Source organism: Rhodoferax sp. PAMC 29310 (assembly GCF_017948265.1).
Lineage (GTDB): Bacteria > Pseudomonadota > Gammaproteobacteria > Burkholderiales > Burkholderiaceae_C > Rhodoferax.
Window position 1 is genome coordinate 4,081,030 of sequence record NZ_CP072852.1, and the last position, 16,034, is coordinate 4,097,063.

Sequence of the window (16,034 nt, forward strand, 5' to 3'; positions counted from 1 at the left end):
CTTTAATGAATCATTCGCCAAGTTTTCTTTCCCGTCGCTCCAGCATGGTTCGGCAGTCCCTGTTGCTTAATTCAGATAATCTCGGGCGACGGGTGGCCACCGGCGCTGGCTATAAGTTTTTGGGCATTGCCTTGCGCACAGCCATCACCATTGGATCAACGGCTGTATTGGCTAGACTTCTGTCGCCTGCAGAATTTGGCTACATTGCCATGGCCACGGTTATTACCGAGTTCGCGGGCTTGTTTGGTGCTTTTGGGTTTACCAATGTGCTGATCCAGCGCCGCGTTATTAACCGGCTTCAGCTTGACACTGTTTTCTGGGCAACACTGGCGATAGGCTTTTTGTCAGCCTTGGTTGTCTTTGTGTTGTCATTTTTTGCCGAGTGGCTGTTTTCCGACCCGCAGGTGGGGCCCCTGTTGCAAGTACTTAGTCTGACCTTTGTGCTGAATAGTTTGGTAGCCGTGCCTTGGGTGGTGCTGTCGCGGCTCATGCATTTTGGTGCTGAGTTTTGGTTGCAGCTTAGTATTGTGGTGGTTCGGACGGCGGCTGCTGTTGCCAGCGCCTATGCAGGTTTTGGTGTTTGGAGCTTAGTCGTTGGTGCGTTGGTGGGGGGGCTCGCTGGTGTGGTGGTTAACTTTGCCCGCGTGCCTTTTTTGCCACGATTTCGTTTTCATCTGCCACTGCTAACCACGACCTGGCGTACCAGTGGCAGTTACTTTGGCAGCAGCGTCCTGTATTACATCAACATGAATCTTGATTTGTTGTTGATAGGTCGCCAGTTGGGCGCAACTTCTTTGGGTTTTTATCAAAATGCTCGTTCATTGACTGATGAAATTCGGGCCCGAATTGCCATGCCAATCCAACACGTTCTGTTCCCCGCTTTTTCAGCGGTTCAGGGGGAGCGTGAGCGTTTTCAGCAGCTAGTCCTTCGCACGGGCAGGCTATTAGCCGCCATTGTGATCCCCGTGGGGGTTGGTGTGTCGGCCAATGCCAGTGAGTTGGTTCAGGTGCTGTATGGCGAAAAATGGCTGGCCATGATCCCCGTCATGTCTATGTTCGGGCTCAGTGCGGCGCTTCGAGCTTCAACCGCCATTTCATCACCGTTGTTTAACGCCAGCAATCGCGTAGGACTGGCACTTCGATACAACGTTGTTGGAACCATTCTTTCGGTAGTTGGCGTGGTTTTGGCTATTCCTTACGGCGTAAACGTTGTAGCGATGACGGTTGCGGCCACGTCGGTTTATGCGCTGGTGGGCTTTCGTGCCGGGTTTGCCCTGATTGGCCTGGGTGCCCGCGATATGGCACAAGTGCTTGGCTTGCCAGCATTTTCCGCTTTGGTTATGTGGCTGGCAACATTTGCTTTGCGACAGGTGAGCGTTGCTTGGAGTTCGCATCCCGGTGTTTTGTTGATGCTTCATGTGGCAGCCGGCGGCGTCGTTTATTTGGTGGCACTTCATTGTTTGTCGCGCCAATACTTCCAAGACGTCAGACACGCCGTCAAGACCTTTCGGAGCCGTTCGTGAATCTATTTGTCCTAGGGGGACCATGATGGATAGCCCTAAATTTGACGGCATTAACGAGCCCAAAGTCGCATTCTGGCGTGATCCAGCGGCTTACGCGGACGTTCTGAAAAGCCGCTTCATTGATCCGCTTGCTGAAGCCGTCAAACAGCATGGACGGGCACCACGCGCACTGCAGTTAACCGTGTTGCAGCAATTGCACTGGTACTTCACCGTTGACTTGCGCGAGCGCGCGCCGACGGTAGCGCTTACCCCGTCAAAGGCCCCGATGTTTCATGACCGGGTGCGACAAGTCATGCAGCATATTGATGCCGAAGTATTGACGGACAAAGCCTTGGATCGGGTCAGTGTGGAAGTGCGGCACGCACTGATGTCCTACCAGAACCCTTTGATGTATTCAACCGTGGTCCTCGATGCGTATGACCACGACCAGTGGTTGGTGCGCTTGAGTTACTACGTGCATGGCGATCCGCCCACTGAGAGTTTTCTTATCGACGGCGTGCCCACCAAGCCCGCCTATGCCAAGTACCGCGGTTGCCGTTATTTCCACACCGTTCTGTTGCGCCAACGCATCGTTTGGCTTCCGGTGGCCGAAGCTGTCGAACTGTCGGTTCTCTTGAACGGTGTGGCGGTATTGGTCGCCGTAGGGCCACAACCATTTAGCGTGGCCCAAGTTGTTGGAGGGGTAGGGGCACAGCGGGATACTTTCACGCAACTCAAGGAGGTGCGTAGCGCGTTCCCGCCGGGTAAAGGTGGGCAGCAACCCTTGCCGTCAGGCTGGACAGGCTTGAAGGTGCGGCTGCTGCTTGCATTGGCGCGCATGCCATGGGTGCGTCACCGGTTTGCGAAGGCATGGGTGTTTGTTGATCGCAATGAGGAGGCCGACGACAACGCTGAGCATCTCTACCGCTGGGTGCGCCAGCATCACCCCAAGATCAATGCCTGGTTTTTGCTCAATCGTTCCTCTAATGACTGGGGCAGACTGGCCGCCGAGGGGTTCCGGTTGATTCCAGCGGAGGGGGTAAGCATAAAGTTATTGATGCTGAACGCATCTGAGATAGTGTCCTCACACCCTGAGTATTCTTTAGCGGGTTTTGATCGTGCACTGTATGGTCAGGCGATGCGGTGGCGGTTTACCTACTTGCGACATGGACCGCAGTTTAACGATCAGTCCCATTGGCTCAACACGCAGCTATTTGACAGGCTAATTTCAGTTACCCCCGAAGGGTTTTCTGCCGTAGTCTCGGATGACTCTCCTTACATATTCACGTGCAAGGAAACGCGTCTCACGGGATTTCCGCGTCATGATCAGTTGGGCATACTCTCTCGTCTTGGGTCGGATGCATTGGCGGATTCAATTGTGATATTCCCGACTTGGCGTGGCAGCCTTGTGGATCAGCGAGCCAGCGGTTCAAGTGCAGCGGACCAGGTTGCAAACTTTGCATCTTCAAAGTTTGCGCGGCACTGGTCTGGTTTGTTAAACAATACTACGTTGCAATCCATGGCTGCGCGTGATGGCAAGCGCTTGGTGTTCGTGCCTCACACAAATTTGGTACCGTACCTGAGTGCCTTGCGCGTGCCAGCCCATGTCGAAGTCCTCACCAAGGCCGATATTCGTATTCAACCCTTGCTAAGCCGTGCTGCTTTGTTGATCAGCGACTATTCATCTATTGTTTTTGAAATGGCGTATTTGAGGCGCGCGGTTTGCTATTACCAGTTTGATCGAGGAGATTTTTTCAGCGGGGGGCACAACTGGCGCCAAGGTTACTTCGATGTTGACCGCGATGGATTTGGCCCCGTAGCGCTCACAGAGAGTGCGCTTGTGCAGCACATCGAGCGCATATTGACGAATGGAACGCAGCCCGATGCCGATTACCTCAAGCGAATGGAGCGGGCGATACCGAATCCCGATGGAATGGCCTGTCAACGTGTATTTGACAGCATTCTTGAACTTCGTAAACCATACTCGACCCATTGAGCTGTCGATGACTTCATTTAGCTGCAGATGACCATGATGGATAGCCCTAAACTTGGCGGTGTTGACGAGCCCAAAGTCGCATTTTGGCGTGATCCAGCGGCTTACGCGGACGTTCTGAAAAGCCGCTTCATTGATCCGCTTGCTGAAGCCGTCAAACAGCATGGACGGGCACCACGCGCACTGCAGTTAACCGTGTTGCAGCAATTGCACTGGTACTTCACCGTTGACTTGCGCGAGCGCGCGCCGACGGTAGCGCTTACCCCGTCAAAGGCCCCGATGTTTCATGACCGGGTGCGACAAGTCATGCAGCATATTGATGCCGAAGTATTGACGGACAAAGCCTTGGATCGGGTCAGTGTGGAAGTGCGGCACGCACTGATGTCCTACCAGAACCCTTTGATGTATTCAACCGTGGTCCTCGATGCGTATGACCACGACCAGTGGTTGGTGCGCTTGAGTTACTACGTGCATGGCGATCCGCCCACTGAGAGTTTTCTTATCGACGGCGTGCCCACCAAGCCCGCCTATGCCAAGTACCGCGGTTGCCGTTATTTCCACACCGTTCTGTTGCGCCAACGCATCGTTTGGCTTCCGGTGGCCGAAGCTGTCGAACTGTCGGTTCTCTTGAACGGTGTGGCGGTATTGGTCGCCGTAGGGCCACAACCATTTAGCGTGGCCCAAGTTGTTGGAGGGGTAGGGGCACAGCGGGATACTTTCACGCAACTCAAGGAGGTGCGTAGCGCGTTCCCGCCGGGTAAAGGTGGGCAGCAACCCTTGCCGTCAGGCTGGACAGGCTTGAAGGTGCGGCTGCTGCTTGCATTGGCGCGCATGCCATGGGTGCGTCACCGGTTTGCGAAGGCATGGGTGTTTGTTGATCGCGCTGAAGACGCTGACGACAATGCTGAGCACATGTACCGATGGGTACGCCAGAACCATCCTGAGATCAATGCTTGGTTCCTGCTTCATCGCGATTCATCGGATTGGGCTCGGTTGGCATCAGAGGGATTTCGGCTGGTGCCACCTGGCTTGATGGGCAAACTAACTATCTTGAATAGTGAGCACATCGTTTCATCGCATACCGAATACGCCTTAGGCGGTTTTGACCGCAAGATGTATGGCGACAAGATGCGCTGGCGCTTTACCTTTATTCCTCACGGCATTACCAAGGATGATGTCTCTCATTGGTTGAATCAACAGCCTTTTGATCTGTTTATTACAAGTAGTCCGGCTGAACAAGCTTCGATTGTGGACGACGATACACCGTACCGCTATACCGCACACGACGCGACTTATGCAGGTCTGGCGCGGCGCGATAGACTCTTATCAATGGCACGATCTACGCCGCTCCAAGAAGTGAATTACTTATTATTGATGCCAACTTGGCGCGCAAGTTTGTTGGATGACAGAGCTGAGACGGCCAGTCCGGAGGAGCGAATTGAGATCGTCCGTGCGACAGTCTTCTGTCAAGCATGGAGCGCACTGCTCAATAGTCGGATTCTTCATGACAGTGCCAAGCGCCACAACCTTCAGATTGTCATCATGGTGCATGTTAATTTGTCGCCGGTCATTGCTGCGTTTGATGTGCCGTCATGTGTCAAGGTTCTTCATGCTGCCACAGCCGACTTTCAATCAGTTCTGTGCAAAAGCATTGCGCTTGTTACTGACTACACTTCGGTCGCTTTTGAAATGGCATTCTTGCGTCGAATGACTTTTTACTATCAGTTTGACCGTGAGCGGTTTTACGGTGGCGATCACAACTGGCGGCCAGGTTATTTTGATTACGACTTAGATGGGTTTGGCCCAGTAGCTTTTACCGAAGTCGAACTTTTAGCAAAAATCAATCATTTTCTGGGTAATGCTTGTCAGCTGGAGCCTCAGTATTTGGAAAGAATGAAAGAAGCGATGCCTGAGGTTGACGATCAGGCGTGCAGACGGATATTTGAAAGCATTGTTCGTTTGCGTCAACCAGTTGGGCTAACGTTTGCAACTATCGTATCCCAATAAACCTTACTTTGATTCAATACGATTGAACCGCGCTGGCAAGGAAATGTTCTCCGTTGAAAAACGGAATGATGACCGACATGAGTGGAATGCAGGGTTTTCGAAGACAGTGACATAGCCTTTTGATGACAAGGTGCTGCACCACGACGCATAAGCTTTGCGCAGCCGTTGTGTTGATTTGCCGGCTCAGTGTTTAGAGGGGTATTGCCATCACCGCATATTGGACGTACTTTGTCTCTTCCAGTTGCTTGCCGAAGACCCTGTAGGCCAGCCTGTTGAGAATCGATTCAGACCACCAGCGCTCGTTGATGCCGGTAATTTTTTGAACAGAATAGCCGCTCTCCTCAAAAAGTCGGCGCATACTTTTTTGAGTGAAAAAGCGCAGATGCGTGCGGTCTCTTATGCCAAGATTTTCGTATTTGAAGTCACGCTCAAAGAGCATGTGCATCAGGTTTTCCCGGTTGAGGATATTGGGCAGGGAAGCCACCACGCAGCCGTCTGGTCTAAGCTTTTTCTGTGCAATGCGCAGCGCATCCCACGGATCAACCAAATGCTCCAACACATCGTTGAATACAACCACATCAAAGAAGTTGTTTGGTATCGCAGTGGCTGCACCAAAGAGGTCATTGACAACGTTGTCCAAAATTTTTGCAGCCTGCCTTGCTGCAGCCTCATTTGGTTCAACACCCCAAACCACAATATCTCGCTGTGCTTTTAGCCCTTCTCCAAAAGCCCCTGTGTTGCAGCCTACGTCAAGGATTCTTTCCGCACTTACAGGTATGAATGGATGAACTTCTTGGCGGCTGTTGTGCGTGTATTGGTTGGTCGCTGCGGTCTTGGTTTCTGTGTCGTTCATCTGTAATCTCCGTTTCCTGAAATCCTCTTTGGTGCTTTTGGCGAGGTAAGCACGGGCCTGTAGGCCATGCGCATCAAGCCGGCAGCGACCACTTTCCTGCCACTTTGCCACGACGCCTTTCATTATCGGTGCCATGCTTCGCCCCAACTCTTCTTTAACCCAACCCACAACCACACCCGGGCGCTTCCGGCGCGCGTCAAGGTGGGTGCCGCAGAGCAGTGTTAGCCAGCGGTGTTGCGGCGACGAATCCGCTAGCGAAAATAGACGAGTGAGCCGCAGAACTGCGTCGTTTGGTCTAGCTAACTCACAGATCTTTTTACAATTTTGTTGTGCAATGATGGCCGCTTTTTTTTGCGTTGCAGCAGATCGTGCTGGTTAGGCTTGCCTAGCCTGAGATAATTTTTGCTTTTTAATCGAGAAATATGGTATCACTCAGGCGTCGCATTTGTTCATTGATTCGCGAATTGGGTGCCGCAACCGCGTTTTTGTATTCGTTCGATCGTTTGATACGGCGATTCAATAGTAAATGTGGTTTTTACTATTACCTTTTTGTTGCACAACCTTTGGCTGATAAGCCGCGCTTACCTCCAACTCGGGGCAAATCGTTCACGTTCCGATTGCTCCAAGACTATGAGCCAAGTTTGGATGGCTTGGATCGTCCGTTAGCTGTTATACGGCAGCGCTTTGTCCAAGGTGCCCAATGTCTTCTTGCAACCAAAAATGAGGCGCTGGTGGGTTGCATTTGGTTTGTGCGAGACGTGTACGGGGAGGATGAGGTGCGTGTAGATTATTTGCTGCCGCAGGACGGCCAATGCGTATGGGACTTTGATGTTTTTGTGACTGAGTCAGAGCGGCTTGGGTTCCTATTTGCCAAGCAGTGGGATGCTTTTGACGCGCTGCTAAAACCCCAAGGCATTCGCTATACCGTGAGCCGGATTAATGCGTTTAACCAGCGCTCCATCGCATCGCATCGTGCGCTCGGGGCTCAAGATTGTGGGCGTGCTCTATTCTTGCGACTTGGATGGTTTCAATTGATGTTATCCAGTCGACGGCCGTTTTTTGCTTTCGGGGGCCGTCCAAAGCTACACGTTGGCCCGAATGTGGCGCAAGAGCTAGGGCCGAATACTCCCCCTTGACTTGGTTTTTTCAGGGTGGATCGACTCACTAACACATTGTTGTGATCCAACCAAGGGTTATTTTTTCGACTTTTTGGCGTGAATCGGCAGTCGAGAAGGTGTGATCAACGCCGGAAACGTCGTGTCGGGTCAGGTGGGCATGGGTTGAGTAGCTTTTCCAGGCCGGGTCGGTACTGGCGAATTCCAGAAACTCTTTGGCGGTGTAGTCGTCACCACTTAGGATCAGCAAAACCTGCCCAGGAAACTGGTGCCAGGCCATGGCCATGCGTTGCTGAAAAGGCCTTAGCGATGATTGTGATGGGTTAGACCCTGAAGCACCAGCACCAGCACCAGCACTTGAACCACCCGAACCCCCGAATGCCGCTCGAAGGTTTTGCAGCAGTCCTCGCAAGGCTTGGGTGGCCACTCCACCACGCACCAGCTTCAGCCAGAATTCTTTTTGCTGCATCCGCTGGACGTAATAGTGTTTGACTTGAGTGCGCGCCAGACTGGCTTCAGATCGAACCCATGGGTTCAACAGACATAAACCCGTCACCCTCGAGTCTTGAGTTTCATGGCAATAGAGCAGGGCGGCGGCGGCGGCGTCGCACAGGCCCCAAAGCGCCACCTGTTTGACGCAGGGTAGGCGCTCTTGCAGGGCGTCAATGGCAGCGGCAATGTCCATGCTCACCCCCTCAAAATCGCCCTGCGTGCCACTGCTGTCGCCCATGCCGCGGTAGTCAAATCGCAGCACGGCATAGCCCGCAGCAGCAAGCGCACGGGACAGCAGCACAAATTGCCGGTGGCTACCCGCCCGGTATTGCGGGCCGCCCACGATGATGAGCACGCCAATTTGCGCAGGCGATTCTGGTTGGGCCAAAATGCCCGTCAATGTCTCACCCTCGCAGTCAAACTGCGCGGTCTCTTCGGTAAAGTTCATGCGGCCGCCTTCATCAGCGCCGCCGTGGTGGCCTCAATCAGCGCCGGGGCGTCTTCAATCTCGGTGGTTTGCCAAAACGAAGGGCCTTTGACGACGTGACTGTTTACGGCGATGCCCGCAGTCTGCCAACTGGCAACCGTTTGCGTTGAGACGGGGCTCAAGCTGGCGTCGTCCCGCGTGGATACTTCAAACCATTCCACCTGACTCGCCTGGCTGCCCGGTGGCGCCACGGGAAAGGCGAGTTTTGCGCGGTCCAGTCCCGTAGCGAGGCTGGCTGAAAGCATATAGCCAGCCACTTCTACCGGTGACCCATTCGCCAGTTCTTGGCGCATGGCTTCCATCACCCCTTTGGACTGGCCACCCAGCATGTCGGCCGCCACTTTAAGGCGCAAGAACTGTTGCAGCAGCGGTTTGCCCGCCGCAGGAGGTTGCCAGAACAGAAAGTGACACGGTTCATTCAGCTGCTTGGCAGCGTCAACTGCCACCAGGCAGCCTGCACGCAGGCCCCACAACCACAGGGGAAGGGCGTCTTTCTTGTCGCCGGGCTGGGTTTGACTGCGAAGCCACTGGCAAGCGTGCACCGCGTCATTCACCCAGCTTTGCCAGGTGGCGTCGCCAAAGTCGCCAGAACTGTCGCCACAGCCCAGCAGATCAATTTGCAACACGGAGAAACCGGCCTGTGCCAGCGCGCGGGCTTGAAGCGCCGCCATGCGGCGGGCTTTGTTCATCTCCTCGGCGAACGGATGAATATAGAGGACTTGCCCGCGGTGGACATCACCTTCGGCGGGATAGTGCAGACAAAATCGCTGACCGGTTGCAGGTGACTTGGCCGGTAGAAAAAAGGCTTGTGACTGCACCGATTTGACCCGTCAGCCGCTCAGCTTGCTGCTGACAAAATCAGCCAGAGAGCCCACCGAGGCAAAAGTGCTGCCATCAATGTCGTCGTCATCCACCACTAAGCCAAATTGATCTTCCAGCGTTGTAATGAGAGTGACCACCGCCATCGAATCCAGTTCGGGGATGGCGCCGAGCAATGGTGTGTCTCGGGTGAAGGTGGTCGATCGGCCATTGAGGCTCAATACCTCGTCAAGAACGCGAAGAACTTCTTGTGTAATATCCAATTTAAACTCCCAGATTGATTCGTGCCGGTTTGCGGTCATTCTAGAGTCTCCCTTTTGGGTGAGATGAGCGGGTTTGTAAATCAGGGAGCACATCGTTTTGACCATATTTTTTTTGGATCGCCATGGTTGAGTCCAATCTTCTCCATGAGTTGATAGTTGTCAATGCCGCGCGCGATTCCGGGGCAATCGCCTTGTCGAGCGGCGCTGAGTCATGTAGCTACGGGGTAATCAGTACACAGGTCGGTCAATTTGCATCTGGCTTGATGGCTTTGGGCTTGGAGCGGGGCGAGCGAGTCGCGATTTACCTCGAAAAACGCCTTGAGACGGTCATAGCTAGTTTTGGTGCGCCCGCGGCGGGCGGCGTCTTTGTGCCGGTGAATCCATTGCTCAAGCCGGATCAGGTCGGATTCATCCTGCGCGATTGCAATGTGCGGGTGCTGGTGACGTCACCCGAACGTCTGGCCTTGATGAAGGATGTTTTGCCTGATTGCCACGACCTGCGACACGTCGTGGTGACCCGGGGCAGCGGCACGGTGGATTCAGCCGAGGCGGGCAGGGCGGGACCCTTGGTGCAGGTGTCCTGGCTTGACCTGCTGGCCAGTCCGCGCCGCGCCGGCCACCGGGTGATCGATACCGACATGGCCGCCATTCTTTACACGTCTGGCAGCACCGGCAAGCCCAAGGGGGTGGTGCTTTCTCACCGCAATATGGTTGCCGGGGCCAAGAGCGTCGCCTCTTACCTTGAAAACAACGAGCGCGACACACTGCTGGCCGCGCTGCCCTTGTCGTTTGATGCCGGCTTCAGCCAGCTGACCACCGCGTTCCACACCGGCGCACGCGTGGTGTTGCTGAACTATCTGATGCCGAAAGACGTGTTGAAAGCGATGGCGCGCGAAGGCGTCACGGGTCTCACAGCCGTCCCGCCCTTGTATATCCAGCTCACGCAGCTGGAGTGGCCCGCGGCGATCAATGACACCTTGCGCTACTTTGCCAACACCGGCGGGCGCATGCCGGGTGAGACACTGGCGGCACTGCGTCAGCGGGTGCCCAAGGCCAAGCCGTTTCTCATGTATGGGTTGACCGAGGCTTTTCGCTCAACCTATCTTCCCCCGGAGGAGGTGGACCGGCGTCCCGACTCCATTGGCAAGGCCATTCCCAATGCTGACATTTTGGTATTGCGCGACGACGGATCCGCTTGTTCGCCCGAGGAACCCGGCGAGTTGGTGCACCGGGGTGCTTTGGTGGGTATGGGGTACTGGAACGATACGGCCAAAACGGCAGAGCGCTATAAATTACTGCCGCCAGACGCGCCCGGCCGACAGCCAGGGCTGCCGCTGCCTGAGTACGCCGTTTATTCGGGTGATACGGTGCGCCAAGATGCCGAAGGTTTTCTGTATTTCATTGGCCGGCGCGACGAAATGATGAAGACCTCGGGTTACCGGGTGAGCCCCACCGAGGTGGAGGAGGTCCTGTATTCGACCCAGATGGTGGGTGAGTGCGTCGCCTTTGGTGTGGCGCATCCAGTTTTGGGGCACGCTATACATGTGATAGCTACTCCCGCAGGTGGTATGGGTGCAATTGACCTAAATGCCTTAAATTCAGAATGCCGAGCGAGAATGCCAGCTTACATGGTGCCCGCTGGCATTGAGGTGGTTTCTGGCCCACTGCCGCGCAACGCCAATGGCAAGATTGACCGCAAATTGCTGTCCACCGAGTTTCTGACGCGACACGCGCCTTAAGCTCACTTCGCTTTCTGATCCAACGAATGAAATTGAACGATGTCCATCCCTGAACGATCCCTCCCCGTGCACGCCCCCATGAATCAGTTTGCCGTGGAGGACGGGCAATTGGTCGTGGGTGGCGAGCGCTTGGCGATGCTGGCTGAGCGCGTTGGGCAGACGCCGTTTTACGCCTACGACCGCGCGCTGTTGAAAGCCCGAGTCGCCGAGTTGCGGCTTGCGTTGCCTGAAGGCATCAAGCTTCACTACGCCATGAAGGCCAACCCCATGCCCGCCGTGGTCGGGCTGATGGCGGGCCTGGTCGATGGCATTGACGTGGCCTCGGCGGGGGAGTTGAAGGTGGCGCTGGACGTGGGCGCCCACCCGCAGGAGATCAGCTTTGCCGGGCCTGGCAAGCGCGATGTGGAGCTGCGCCAGGCGGTGGCCTCCCGTGTCCTCATTAACATCGAGTCGTTTCGTGAAGTGAGTGTGCTGGCGTCAATTTCCAGCGATTTGGGGCTGCCTGCCCGCGTGGCCGTTCGGGTCAACCCCGACTTTGAACTCAAGGGCTCCGGCATGAAGATGGGCGGCGGCCCCAAGCAGTTTGGCGTGGATGTCGAGCAAATCCCGGACTTGTTGGCGAAGGTGGCAAGTGCTGGGCTGGCTTTCGAAGGCTTTCATTTGTTCGCCGGGTCGCAAAACCTGCGTGCGGAATCCATTTGCGAAGCGCAGCAAAAATCCTATGAGTTGGCACTGCGGCTCGCGGATGGCGCGCCGTCGCCGGTGCGGTTTTTGAATTTGGGTGGGGGGTTCGGTATTCCCTATTTCCCCGGCGAGAAAAGACTCGACCTGGCGCCCATTGGTGACAACTTGGCCCAATTGGTTCAGCGTGCCAAAACTGAACTGCCTGAGACGTCCCTCGTGATTGAGTTGGGTCGCTATTTTGTGGGTGAAGCGGGCGTCTACGTGACTCGCATTCTGGACCGCAAGGTGTCTCGCGGTCAGGTGTATTTGGTGGCCGACGGCGGTCTGCACCACCATTTGGCGGCTTCGGGCAACTTTGGACAAGTGGTGCGCAAGAACTACCCTGTCACGATTGGGACCCGGGCAGATGCGCCAGAGAAAGAGGTGGTCTCTGTGGTCGGCCCGTTATGCACCCCCTTGGATTTGCTGGCTGACCGAATGACTTTGCCGGTGGCCGATGTCGGCGATTTGGCGGTGGTGTTTCAGTCCGGTGCTTACGGCCCCACCGCCAGCCCTCAAGGATTTTTAGGGCATCCCGCGTGTGTTGAGGTCCTTGTTTAGGCACCTACCGATTCAATCCCCGGCCTCGCTGCTGCTGGCCCTTGGCAGTCTGTTCGCTGGTGCCGTGTTGGCCGTGCACCACCCGCTTTGGCCGATGGCGGCGATGGCCGCGTTTTGGCTAACTTGCATTTCTCTGGCTTGGCGCCCCGGTATTTGGCTCTTTCTGGTCCCGGCGCTCCTGCCTGTTCTGAATTTTTCCCCTTGGTCTGGGTGGATCATTTTTGAAGAATTCGACCTGTTGCTTCTGGCCGTCCTGGCTGGTGGCTACGCTCACCGGGCCACATCGGGTGTCCCCCGGACTAGTGCGGTGCGCCGTAGCGCGGCGTTTTGGCTGATCCCGGTTCTGTTGGGTGTTTCTGGTGTTTCTGCGCTTTTGCGGGGGTTCGCAGATGCAGGAGGCTTTCGGTTCAACTGGTTTGCCAGTTACAACGATTCGCTCAATAGCTTGCGAATTTTCAAGAGTCTGGCTTTTGCACTGCTGTTGTGGCCGCTATTGAGTCAAGAGTTGAGTCACTCAAACACACGTGCCCACAGACGGCTGGCTTGTGGCGTTTTGACCGGACTCGCTGCCGTGACGGTGGCCATTGCGTGGGAGCGGATGGTGTTCCCCGGCTTCCTTAACTTTTCGGCTCCATATAGAACAGTGGCCCTTTTTTGGGAGATGCACGTGGGAGGGGGCGCCATAGACGCGTATCTTGCGCTATCTACGCCCTTTGTTGTTTGGGCGCTGGTTTCTGCGAAGCGGCCTTTTGAGTGGCTGGCCGCTGCGGTGCTCGCGTTATTAACCGGATATGCCTGCCTGACTACGTTCTCGCGGGGCGTGTATCTTGCAGTGGCAAGTTCGCTATTGCTTCTCTACCTGTTGCTCTTGATTCAAAGGCGTGGCGTTGATGTGGCAGGGTGGTGGATGCGCGTCGTACATGACAGCTTGCGCCAGGGTTGGCGTGCCAAGGCGGGCCTGCTGCTGGTGATCGCATTGCTACTGGAAGTCGCCGCCGTTCTGGGCGGAGGCACGTTTATGAAGGAGCGGCTCAGCCGGGTGACCCCGGACTTCGGCAGCCGAATTGAACACTGGCAGCAGGGCTTGGGTTTTCTTCAGGGGGAGGGCGATTGGTGGTTGGGCAAGGGGCTAGGCCGCGTACCCGCCCATTTCGCTCAGGCAGGTCCGGAAAGCGAGTTCTCGGGATCTGTGAAGTTCGCACAGGAGTCACGCCCCAGCGGGGAGGCCAACTCATTTGTCATCGTCTCAGGCCCACCCTCACGTCGGACCCTGGGTGGTGGCTATGCTTTGACGCAGCGCGTTGGCTCTTTGCCTGAGGGCGCACTGAGGGTGAGCTTTGACATTCGTGTTGACAAGCAAGCCGAGGTCTATGTCGATCTGTGCCAGCGACACCTGCTGTACGACGGACGCTGTCAACGAGCGATGGTGGCGGTATGGCCGGTCACTGCGGGATGGCAGCGCGTGTCCTTGCCTTTGGTGGGACCTCATCTTGGTCACCTTGCGGAATTTTTAGCGCGACCCGTCCTGTTTTCACTGGCCGTTGTCAACGCCGGTGGAGTGGCTGAGATTGACAATATCTCGATGAACGCGGGACCGGCCAGCAGCGTTGTGAAAAACGGAAATTTTTCAGAAACTGGGGCGCACTGGCTCCCGATGGCTCAGTCCTACTTTATCCCTTGGCATTTGGACAGTCTCTTTATCGAGCATCTGGTGGAGAGGGGCGTGTTCGGACTTCTTTTCTTCCTGCTTCTTGTTGCTTTCGCCATTCGGCGCCTGGTGCTAGGACCGGCACGCCATGAGGCGTTGTCGCCCTATCTGGCCGCATCCCTGTTCTCTGTCTTGGTTGTTGGACTCACAAGCAGTGTGATGGATGCACCCAGGGTGGCACTCATGCTCTATTTGATGGTGTTTTATTCGAGCTTGATCACCAAAGGCGAGGTAGATCGATAGAGGTGTGACGCGGCAGTTAATATGGAGGAGTATCTTTTAACATTAGGCTATGAAGTGGCGGGTCAAATTTCGATGAATCTCGTTTTAAGCGAGTTGATTTGATAGAAATTGGTCAGTGAATTTCCAGAAGATAACAGGGACGTTTCTTGATAAAAATATTCAATCACTACTTTCACAAGCGTACGCTGCTGAGAATACTGCTCGACCTGATGTTGGTAATTGCAACGCTCATAATTGCTATTGTGCGCAATATTTCCGACCTTGAGTCAGTGTACTTAAGCGTTTTGATCGCCTCCCTATTGCTGGGATTCGGCATCTTTGTGATCAACACTGGCCTAGGGTTTTACCAGAGAACCAATGGGCGGACATGGCTTCAAGCTGCAGCCCGGGGATCTGTATCTTTCTTCCTGTCGATTCCTTTGGTTTACGGGGTGTTTCGTCTGTCGCCTGTGAAGGTTGAGAATGGAAAAGATTTTCTGCTGGTGCTGATGCTGGGCATTGGAATCATGCTGTTGAACAGGGTCTATGCGAATCACGGCACCAGCCTTTCCCATATGCGGCGTCGAGTCATGATTTTTGGCGCGGGCCCCCGGGCCAAGCAGGCCGGAAAAATACTGTTGGCTGCTGACCCCAATGTCGACTTGGTTGGCTATTACGCCAGTCCGAACGACGTCTTGGAGGAGGTGTCGGCGTGGGGAGTTCTGGCGCCAAAAATGACGTTGACAGACATGGTCCGAAAGGAAAAGGTGGATGAAATCGTCGTCGCCGTGTCGGAGCGTCGAGGTGGCAGCATGCCCTTGCGTGAACTCCTGGATTGCAAACTACAGGGGGTTCACGTCATTGACCTCTCCACCCATTTTGAGAAAACCTTGGGCCAAATCAGACTCGATGCGGTCAATGCCGGTTGGTTGGTCTTTAGTGACGGTTTTGCGCAAGGGTGGATTCGATCCCTCGTGAAGCGTGTCTTCGATATCGTCTGTGCAGCAGTACTTATTCTGTTGACCATTCCGGTCATGTTAGTGACGGCGGTGCTTATTCGGATGGAAAGCCGAGGGCCCATTTTCTACATCCAGGAGCGAGTAGGTCTCCGTGGTCAATTGTTCAATGTCATCAAGTTTCGAAGCATGCGAACCGATGCCGAAAAAGACGGAAAACCAGTGTGGGCGGCGGCTTCCGATGATCGGACAACCCGGGTGGGTCGAGTGATCAGGAAATCGCGTATCGACGAACTCCCCCAGCTTTTCAACGTACTGGGTGGCAGTATGAGTCTGGTCGGCCCTCGACCAGAGCGGCCATATTTTGTCGAAAAACTGACCAATGAGATTCCCTATTTTGCCGTTCGCCATAGTATCAAGCCTGGTTTGACCGGCTGGGCTCAGGTGAGATACCGGTATGGTGCGTCAGTGGAAGATTCGGCAGAGAAGCTTCAATATTACCTCTATTACGTCAAAAATCACTCACTGCTGCTGGACCTCGTCGTCATATTTGAAACCGTCGGTGTCGTTTTAATGGGCTGGGGAGCGCATTAA

12 protein-coding genes are annotated in these 16,034 nt (G+C 55.0%); 8 read left to right on the forward strand and 4 right to left on the reverse strand.

Annotated features, from left to right (window positions below; translation table 11 throughout):
* Positions 1-5: 5 nt before the first annotated feature.
* The 3 genes from J8G15_RS18920 to J8G15_RS18930 are packed head-to-tail and all read left to right on the forward strand — an operon-like array spanning position 6 to position 5,502.
* Positions 6-1,523 (forward strand): lipopolysaccharide biosynthesis protein, encoded by a 1,518-nt coding sequence (locus tag J8G15_RS18920; protein ID WP_210544212.1) that lies wholly within the window; start codon positions 6-8, stop codon positions 1,521-1,523.
* Positions 1,417-3,498 carry a CDP-glycerol glycerophosphotransferase family protein gene (locus tag J8G15_RS18925; RefSeq protein WP_210544213.1) on the forward strand — a complete coding sequence of 694 codons (2,082 nt, stop codon included), beginning with the start codon at positions 1,417-1,419 and terminating at the stop codon, positions 3,496-3,498. Before J8G15_RS18920 ends, J8G15_RS18925 begins: the two co-directional genes overlap by 107 nt.
* 33 nt (positions 3,499-3,531) lie before the next feature.
* Positions 3,532-5,502 (forward strand): CDP-glycerol glycerophosphotransferase family protein, encoded by a 1,971-nt coding sequence (locus J8G15_RS18930; RefSeq protein WP_210544215.1) that lies wholly within the window; start codon positions 3,532-3,534, stop codon positions 5,500-5,502.
* Between the two features lie 190 nt (positions 5,503-5,692).
* Here the strand turns inward: J8G15_RS18930 and J8G15_RS18935 are convergent, their stop codons facing one another.
* Entirely contained in the window at positions 5,693-6,355 is a 663-nt protein-coding gene (locus J8G15_RS18935) for a bifunctional 2-polyprenyl-6-hydroxyphenol methylase/3-demethylubiquinol 3-O-methyltransferase UbiG (protein ID WP_210544217.1), read from the reverse strand.
* 452 nt (positions 6,356-6,807) lie between these two features.
* On the opposite strand from J8G15_RS18935, the gene J8G15_RS18940 reads away from it, so the two are divergent.
* Positions 6,808-7,491: a hypothetical protein gene (locus J8G15_RS18940; protein WP_210544219.1), complete on the forward strand. Its 684-nt coding sequence runs from the start codon at positions 6,808-6,810 to the stop codon at positions 7,489-7,491.
* A 28-nt stretch (positions 7,492-7,519) separates the two neighbouring features.
* Here J8G15_RS18940 and J8G15_RS18945 read toward each other — a convergent pair whose 3' ends face one another.
* The 3 genes from J8G15_RS18945 to J8G15_RS18955 are packed head-to-tail and all read right to left on the reverse strand — an operon-like array spanning position 7,520 to position 9,531.
* On the reverse strand, positions 7,520-8,410 hold the full coding sequence (locus J8G15_RS18945) for a hydrolase 1, exosortase A system-associated (RefSeq protein ID WP_210544221.1): 891 nt from the start codon (positions 8,408-8,410) through the stop codon (positions 7,520-7,522).
* Positions 8,407-9,267, reverse strand: coding sequence for a hydrolase 2, exosortase A system-associated (locus tag J8G15_RS18950; RefSeq protein WP_210544223.1), 861 nt, complete (start codon positions 9,265-9,267; stop codon positions 8,407-8,409). Before J8G15_RS18950 ends, J8G15_RS18945 begins: the two co-directional genes overlap by 4 nt.
* A gap of 12 nt (positions 9,268-9,279) precedes the next feature.
* A complete protein-coding gene (locus tag J8G15_RS18955; RefSeq protein WP_210544225.1) occupies positions 9,280-9,531 on the reverse strand; it encodes an acyl carrier protein in 252 nt (83 codons plus the stop codon).
* 122 nt (positions 9,532-9,653) lie between these two features.
* On the opposite strand from J8G15_RS18955, the gene J8G15_RS18960 reads away from it, so the two are divergent.
* From J8G15_RS18960 to J8G15_RS18975, 4 genes are all read left to right on the forward strand, one after another.
* Complete coding sequence (locus J8G15_RS18960) at positions 9,654-11,270, forward strand: acyl-CoA ligase (AMP-forming), exosortase A system-associated (protein WP_210544227.1); 1,617 nt, start codon at positions 9,654-9,656, stop codon at positions 11,268-11,270.
* A 39-nt stretch (positions 11,271-11,309) separates the two neighbouring features.
* Complete coding sequence (locus tag J8G15_RS18965) at positions 11,310-12,554, forward strand: pyridoxal-dependent decarboxylase, exosortase A system-associated (protein ID WP_210544230.1); 1,245 nt, start codon at positions 11,310-11,312, stop codon at positions 12,552-12,554.
* Positions 12,547-14,505, forward strand: coding sequence for a hypothetical protein (locus J8G15_RS18970; RefSeq protein WP_210544232.1), 1,959 nt, complete (start codon positions 12,547-12,549; stop codon positions 14,503-14,505). The genes J8G15_RS18965 and J8G15_RS18970 overlap by 8 nt, the downstream gene beginning before the upstream one ends.
* Before the next feature lie 209 nt (positions 14,506-14,714).
* On the forward strand, positions 14,715-16,034 hold the full coding sequence (locus J8G15_RS18975) for a TIGR03013 family XrtA/PEP-CTERM system glycosyltransferase (RefSeq protein WP_210544234.1): 1,320 nt from the start codon (positions 14,715-14,717) through the stop codon (positions 16,032-16,034).

Excerpts from the sequence above, each read along its gene's own strand:
- J8G15_RS18920 (WP_210544212.1), top strand. The coding sequence starts at position 6 with ATGAATCATTCGCCAAGTTTTCTTTCCCGTCGCTCCAGCATGGTTCGG.
- J8G15_RS18960 (WP_210544227.1), top strand. The coding sequence starts at position 9,654 with ATGGTTGAGTCCAATCTTCTCCATGAGTTGATAGTTGTCAATGCCGCG.
- J8G15_RS18930 (WP_210544215.1), top strand. The coding sequence starts at position 3,532 with ATGATGGATAGCCCTAAACTTGGCGGTGTTGACGAGCCCAAAGTCGCA.
- J8G15_RS18965 (WP_210544230.1), top strand. The coding sequence starts at position 11,310 with ATGTCCATCCCTGAACGATCCCTCCCCGTGCACGCCCCCATGAATCAG.
- J8G15_RS18975 (WP_210544234.1), top strand. The coding sequence starts at position 14,715 with ATGTTGGTAATTGCAACGCTCATAATTGCTATTGTGCGCAATATTTCC.
- J8G15_RS18935 (WP_210544217.1), bottom strand. The coding sequence starts at position 6,355 with ATGAACGACACAGAAACCAAGACCGCAGCGACCAACCAATACACGCAC.
- J8G15_RS18925 (WP_210544213.1), top strand. The coding sequence starts at position 1,417 with ATGTGGCAGCCGGCGGCGTCGTTTATTTGGTGGCACTTCATTGTTTGT.
- J8G15_RS18945 (WP_210544221.1), bottom strand. The coding sequence starts at position 8,410 with ATGAACTTTACCGAAGAGACCGCGCAGTTTGACTGCGAGGGTGAGACA.